General features: G+C 30.5%; 7 protein-coding genes and 1 pseudogene. 7 read left to right on the top strand and 1 reads right to left on the bottom strand.

Features of this window, described 5'->3' with window-relative positions; all coding sequences use genetic code 11:
* Positions 1 to 209 precede the first annotated feature (209 nt).
* From DCS95_RS19950 to DCS95_RS19930, 5 genes are all read left to right on the top strand, one after another.
* Positions 210 to 959 (top strand): DUF6597 domain-containing transcriptional factor, encoded by a 750-nt coding sequence (locus DCS95_RS19950; protein ID WP_116772563.1) that lies wholly within the window; start codon positions 210 to 212, stop codon positions 957 to 959.
* 32 nt (positions 960 to 991) lie between these two features.
* Entirely contained in the window at positions 992 to 1,285 is a 294-nt protein-coding gene (locus tag DCS95_RS19945; protein ID WP_116772562.1) for a YdhR family protein, read from the top strand.
* Between the two features lie 196 nt (positions 1,286 to 1,481).
* Positions 1,482 to 2,219, top strand: coding sequence for a DUF3108 domain-containing protein (locus DCS95_RS19940; protein ID WP_116772561.1), 738 nt, complete (start codon positions 1,482 to 1,484; stop codon positions 2,217 to 2,219).
* Between the two features lie 6 nt (positions 2,220 to 2,225).
* Complete coding sequence (locus tag DCS95_RS19935) at positions 2,226 to 2,849, top strand: DUF998 domain-containing protein (RefSeq protein ID WP_116772560.1); 624 nt, start codon at positions 2,226 to 2,228, stop codon at positions 2,847 to 2,849.
* Positions 2,850 to 2,979: 130 nt separating this feature from the next.
* Complete coding sequence (locus tag DCS95_RS19930; protein ID WP_116772559.1) at positions 2,980 to 3,441, top strand: hypothetical protein; 462 nt, start codon at positions 2,980 to 2,982, stop codon at positions 3,439 to 3,441.
* A 96-nt stretch (positions 3,442 to 3,537) separates the two neighbouring features.
* Here DCS95_RS19930 and DCS95_RS20710 read toward each other — a convergent pair.
* A pseudogene (locus DCS95_RS20710) lies at positions 3,538 to 3,768 on the bottom strand (hypothetical protein); the annotation flags it as partial.
* Positions 3,769 to 4,045: 277 nt separating this feature from the next.
* On the opposite strand from DCS95_RS20710, the gene DCS95_RS19920 reads away from it, so the two are divergent.
* Together DCS95_RS19920 and DCS95_RS19915 are read left to right on the top strand one after the other, a co-directional pair.
* The gene (locus DCS95_RS19920; protein ID WP_116772557.1) at positions 4,046 to 4,261 is read left to right on the top strand and encodes a DUF4177 domain-containing protein; all 216 of its coding nucleotides are present in this window, start codon (positions 4,046 to 4,048) and stop codon (positions 4,259 to 4,261) included.
* A 410-nt stretch (positions 4,262 to 4,671) separates the two neighbouring features.
* A complete protein-coding gene (locus tag DCS95_RS19915; protein WP_116772556.1) occupies positions 4,672 to 5,325 on the top strand; it encodes a hypothetical protein in 654 nt (217 codons plus the stop codon).
* The last annotated feature ends 132 nt before the right edge of the window (positions 5,326 to 5,457 follow it).

Here is a 5,457-nt window from a genome sequence, read left to right as displayed (position 1 = left end):
TTGAGAAGATTTGTTAATCTATGAAACGACATCATCGAAAAAATGTATCTAGCTCAACCGCTTAATCAATCTCCTTATTTATATAATTATAGTATCTTCAAACTAAGAACCAAACATACGAGCCGAGACCGTTAGGCATAATTAGTTGAAAATCGAATTAATAAACGTAAACAAACAAGAAGCAATAAAATATTAAAAAAGAGTTTTGGATGATTTACTCTCAACAACAACCATATCAAAATCTTAGAGATTATATAAGGTGTTACTGGAAAATTGAAAATAAGAAAGAAAATGTTCAACAGTATACAATTTTTCCTGATGGTTTTTTCGATTTATTAATTTGCTATCACAATGACAATCTACAAAATGTTTTTTTATCTGGTTTATGGAATCATAAAACCAATGTAATTATCTCACCAGAAACTACAATATATGGTGTACAGTTCAGATTGCTTGCTGTAGAAAATATAATTCAAGAGCATATTAGTTCATTGCTAAATAAAATAAAACGATTAGATAAAACGTATTTGAGAATTGATGAGTATCATGAAAATAACGACTATTGCTTATTTGAATACCTGAACAAATGTTTGTTATCGTGTATTGAAGAACAAAAGATAATAGATTCCAGAAAATCAGTTCTTTTAAAATCGATTAATCAAACAAAGGGAAATAAGACAATTGAATATTATTCACAACAAGCGAATTGGTCTAAACGACAAATAAATAGATATTTTCAATCTACCTTTGGACTTTCCTTAAAAAGTTATTGCAATATCCGTAAAGGAGCTACCACATATAGTCAGATAAAAAATGGAGAATTATATCCTGAAGAAGGTTATTTTGACCAATCACATTTTATAAAAGGAATAAAGAAAATTACAGGATTTACACCTTCTACATTGCTAAAAAATGAAAACGACCGATTTTTACAATTTTCCATCATCAAGAATAAATAGATTGCGATTATAGAAATCAAAATCTAATTATTATGGTATTACAAATTGTTACGTTGAAATCGGATTTACCAGAAGATGAGCTATTAAATAGAGCAAAAGAAAGAGAAAATAATTTTAAATCTATCTCTGGACTTCTACAAAAATACTATGTAAAAACAAGTAAAGACGGAGAATATGGAGGAGTATACATTTGGGACTCTCTACAATCTCTAAAAAATTACCAAGAATCTGAATTAGCCAAAAGTATTCCATCAGCCTACGCTATTAATGATATGCCAAATATTGAAATTATGGATATTCTTTTCCAATTAAAAGATTCACAATAAACTATGCCTAAAACAGCATATAAAGCAAATTATGTATTTGTAGATTTCCGAAAGCTCTGTTTTGCAAGGGGAAAACTCAAAAAATTAGTTCCTTTTGCTGCTCTGCTGGTCTCATACAATTAATTGTAAATAATGAATAATTACTAGTTGTAACAAAATTCAACTTTAACGTCTAACAGATATAAAACTTAGACAAATGAAAAACACACTTTACATTTTACTATTTATTTTCGGATCCTCTGCTCTAGTATTTAGTCAAGATACTTTATTGAGTCCGTCAAATAATACTGCTAATAAAAAACTTATTAGCTCTGAAACATCAGAAATGTCTTGGTTTATGCTTCAAGATACTCTCAAAATACAAATAGGAAGCATACAGACTCAAATTCAAAATGAAAAAGAGAAAACATATATTATCACAACTGTCAATATGAAACAGTCACCAACCAAATGGATTGATAGTACTATAGTTGAAAATCAATCATTTAAACCTATATATCATTCTTCATTCAATCAACAAAGAGATATTGTATTGGAATTTGGTGAAAAAATTACAGGCTATTATTTAGATAAACAAACTAACACAAAAACACAGATTTCAGAAAAAACAGACAAACCTTTTTTTGACAGTAATTTCTATCCACAATTAATAAGATTACTTCCTTTAGAAAATGGCTATTCCAATACTATTTCGATTTTTGACTATAATCCTAATTCAAATATTGGAGTAATTACAGCAACAATTAAAAACACGGAAGAGACAAGCATCAACTTTAATGGCAAAAAGACACAAGTTTGGAAAGTTGAAACTACTGATGATATTTCAAATAATACTGCCATAATGGTCTATTTCATAGATAAATCAACAAGAAAGATATTGAAACAAGAAATAGATTTTGGTGGCAGAAAAATGTTGATGGAATTAGTAGAATAAATTAAAATGACCAACAAAGTTTACGGGAAAATCGGGATGGCATCGCCAATAGTTTTTTTAACTACCTATGTAATTTTGTCATCAATGCGTCCTGAATATTCAATGTTTACCAAAGCCATTAGTGAACTTGGTTCGGTCGATGCACCAAAAAAATGGATTTGGAACAGTTTCGGATACATTCTTACAGGTTTACTTATAGCAATTTATTCTTTTGGACAATACAAAAATATGGCGATTGAAAAATCTAGCAAACTGCCTTTATATGGCATTTTATTGAGTGGTGTTTTTATGGCAATAGCAGGAATATTTCCTGGCGATTTTAACAATAGGGAATCAACAACAATGCTTTTGCATACAGTTGGTAGTTTCGGGAGTTATATCTTCTTTTTAATTGGAGCTTTTACCTATACCAAATTAATGAATAAAACGGAATATTGGAAAAGAGTAAAAAAACCAACTCTAATTTTCACATACTTAACTATTGTATTTGGTGCTTGGGCATTTATCTTTCCGAACATTCCCGCGCTAGGACAAAGAATTGTCTTCTTCTTTTACTTTTTATGGATATTTTACACAGCCATTAAACTCTTAAACCAGTCGAAAGAAAGCCCAGTTAATAACACCGCATAAAATTAATTGCAAGTTACAGCCTACTTACGAAAGGCTTACTGGCTTTCTCGGTTGGCAATTATGTGCTAAGTTAAGTGCATAAAAAACGTAACTGAACCATTCACAAGCACTTTGTATGTAATTTTAAGAAATGCAAATAATAATAACCAAAGGTAAAATTAGAAACACCTTAACTTGTAAAAGAATAGATGGAACCTTGACAAGTATAAATCTCGGACCTAATATCCCCAATCACGATATTGCACACTATGTTGTTGAAAAACAATTTAAATTAGAAAATGGTTTTTACGGAAAAGTTAAATCTGGAATGACCATAGAAGAATTATCCAATAAAGAAATAATTCGAAATTTGGGCTCTGAAACTTGGCTATCTGAAATTATGGCAAGAAATCTTCAATCTATTGGTTCTGGAGCAGCGAAAACTGAACAGTTTATTGAATTGGTAAATTGGGAAGCTAAAAACATCAGCGGAATTGGAGTTCCGATTATGAACTTAACAGATATTGAAATAATGAAATCGGAATTTGACCAACTGTGCGAAAAGTGGAATTTGATTCCTGAAAACGGAGAGTTAAAACTGATTTTTGAATAAAAACTATGCCTAACAATAGTAACCGTTGCACAAGCCAATAATTAGAAATAATTGTTATCGATAAAAGCCTCTTTAAGGGGCTTTTTTTATGCCATGTCAGAAGATGATCCTAAATTTTAGATGCAATGGAGAAAGGCTTTTCAAGTAATGAACCATGCTTTTTACGAATAATGACAGGGCGAGCTTTCCCGCCCCGCTTTTCGGGTGTTTGTTCTCGAATTTCAAGTACTTTTTGAGGTTGTAGGCGATCGCCGAGAGGTGCATCAGCTTGCTCGCCTGTGCGAGCCCGATGGTATTTATCTTCCTTAGACTTATAAATTGTGTAAGACCCACTTAATTTTAACAATAAAAAATAAAATGGTTGGTCAGTTCGCTGTTTTTAGTCATTTCTTAAGCAGACTTAAATAATCTATAGCCTTTATGGTTTTCCGTAATGGAATGTGCGTTGATAATTGTAGGTTTATTCTTTAATAGTATATTAGTGAGGAGAAAAACAATTGTACATATTCCTCGATAATAGGGGTATATGTGCAATTGTACACATAAACGATTGTTAGCCCACATTTTGAAATAGCTCTACAAACATTATAAACTAATTTAGAAAATGAAAAAATTTGAATATAAAATTATAACGATAAGTGTTTCTCACTTTAGAAAAAAAAATTTTCAAACTGAATTAAATAATAAATTTGAAAAATGGGGAAATGAAGGTTGGGAACTAATAAAAATGGAGCCTATTACTTCTGGTGGCATGATATTTCAAGGAGCAACGACAGAAGAATTTCTTGCAGTTTTCAAAAGAGATAAAGAAGAAATATAATTTCCTTTTTTTCAGAAATAAGTGTTTAATTTAAACGCTAATTTATTAAAATTACCAATCTAATTGGAAAAATTACGAGGATAGAATTACAAAAAACAAATGGACCCTTTCTCAATGCAACTGTTGAGCAGATGGACTTTACTCGAGCAGAATAAAAACGGCATATCAGTACGCAGAAAAACATGGGCTAACACAACCTAAACGTAATGCGGAGTTTAAAGCAAAACCGAAAGGTCTGTGTATATTTATAATGTCGCTAAATCTTATGGATTTAGCTTTGGACAAGAAAAAATAAAACTAAACAATAAGCTTTAGCTTCGTGCGCAGACGGAAACGAAAAGTTTCCTTGCCCCCGCACTACGCTTAGCCCAACCGTTAGGCATTATTTAAGAATACAACTCAAAAAAAAAATGGTAGAATTCATTACTAATCCATACTACGCTTTTACACTAATCATTGTGACAGTTTTAGTATCGTTAGGAATTTATAAATACTTAAAAAGACCTTCAAGTAATTTTTTTTTATGGAATGAGTTATTCCTTCTTGTAATAGCAATTATTGGAACTTTAGCTATTATCTCAAAAAATCAGGATTCAAAGAAAAAATTTGAATTGGAAAAAAAAGAAAATTGGATAAATGCCGATTTTAGGTTTGTAAAAGGACATTTGAATACAAATTATTATTGTTTACCATATACAAAGTCAAAATATTTATCTGACGAAGAATGGAATAATCGGAATGAAATACGTCAAAAAACTTGTGATTGGGTTAGAGAAGTAAAAAAAATATTGGAAAAAGTAGATATTTCTGAATTTGAAGAAATGCCTAAAATCCCATCAGTAACGGATGATATGTTAAACCAGTACAATGATATTGATGAAATTGAAATAGAATTAAGCAAAATCAATGAGCTAATTGACGAAAGAAATGAAATGGTAAAAGAAATTAGCGGAGTAAATATCCTTGGTAATATTGATGAAACTTTGGGAATTTTATTTCTTTTAATTGGACTTGGAATTAAGCTATCGGAATTGATATATAAATTAAATAAAAACAATGCCTAACAATGGTAACCGTTGCACAAGTCGTTGATCAGAAACAAATACAAACGATATAAGCCTCTTTAAGGGGCTTTTTTTATGCTAAGCTAGAAGTTGAACGTGAATTTTCCGTGCGCCGGAGAAAGGCTTTTCACG

Source organism: Maribacter litoralis (assembly GCF_003075045.1).
In the GTDB taxonomy this organism is placed as follows: Bacteria; Bacteroidota; Bacteroidia; order Flavobacteriales; family Flavobacteriaceae; genus Maribacter; species Maribacter litoralis.
Note: the sequence above shows the minus strand (reverse complement) of the source record. Positions and strands in the feature narration are given on the sequence as shown.

Bases quoted from the DNA above. Each gene is read 5' to 3' on its own strand.
- DCS95_RS19950 (WP_116772563.1), top strand. From the start codon at position 210: ATGATTTACTCTCAACAACAACCATATCAAAATCTTAGAGATTATATA.
- DCS95_RS19945 (WP_116772562.1), top strand. From the start codon at position 992: ATGGTATTACAAATTGTTACGTTGAAATCGGATTTACCAGAAGATGAG.
- DCS95_RS19940 (WP_116772561.1), top strand. From the start codon at position 1,482: ATGAAAAACACACTTTACATTTTACTATTTATTTTCGGATCCTCTGCT.
- DCS95_RS19935 (WP_116772560.1), top strand. From the start codon at position 2,226: ATGACCAACAAAGTTTACGGGAAAATCGGGATGGCATCGCCAATAGTT.
- DCS95_RS19930 (WP_116772559.1), top strand. From the start codon at position 2,980: ATGCAAATAATAATAACCAAAGGTAAAATTAGAAACACCTTAACTTGT.
- DCS95_RS19920 (WP_116772557.1), top strand. From the start codon at position 4,046: ATGAAAAAATTTGAATATAAAATTATAACGATAAGTGTTTCTCACTTT.
- DCS95_RS19915 (WP_116772556.1), top strand. From the start codon at position 4,672: ATGGTAGAATTCATTACTAATCCATACTACGCTTTTACACTAATCATT.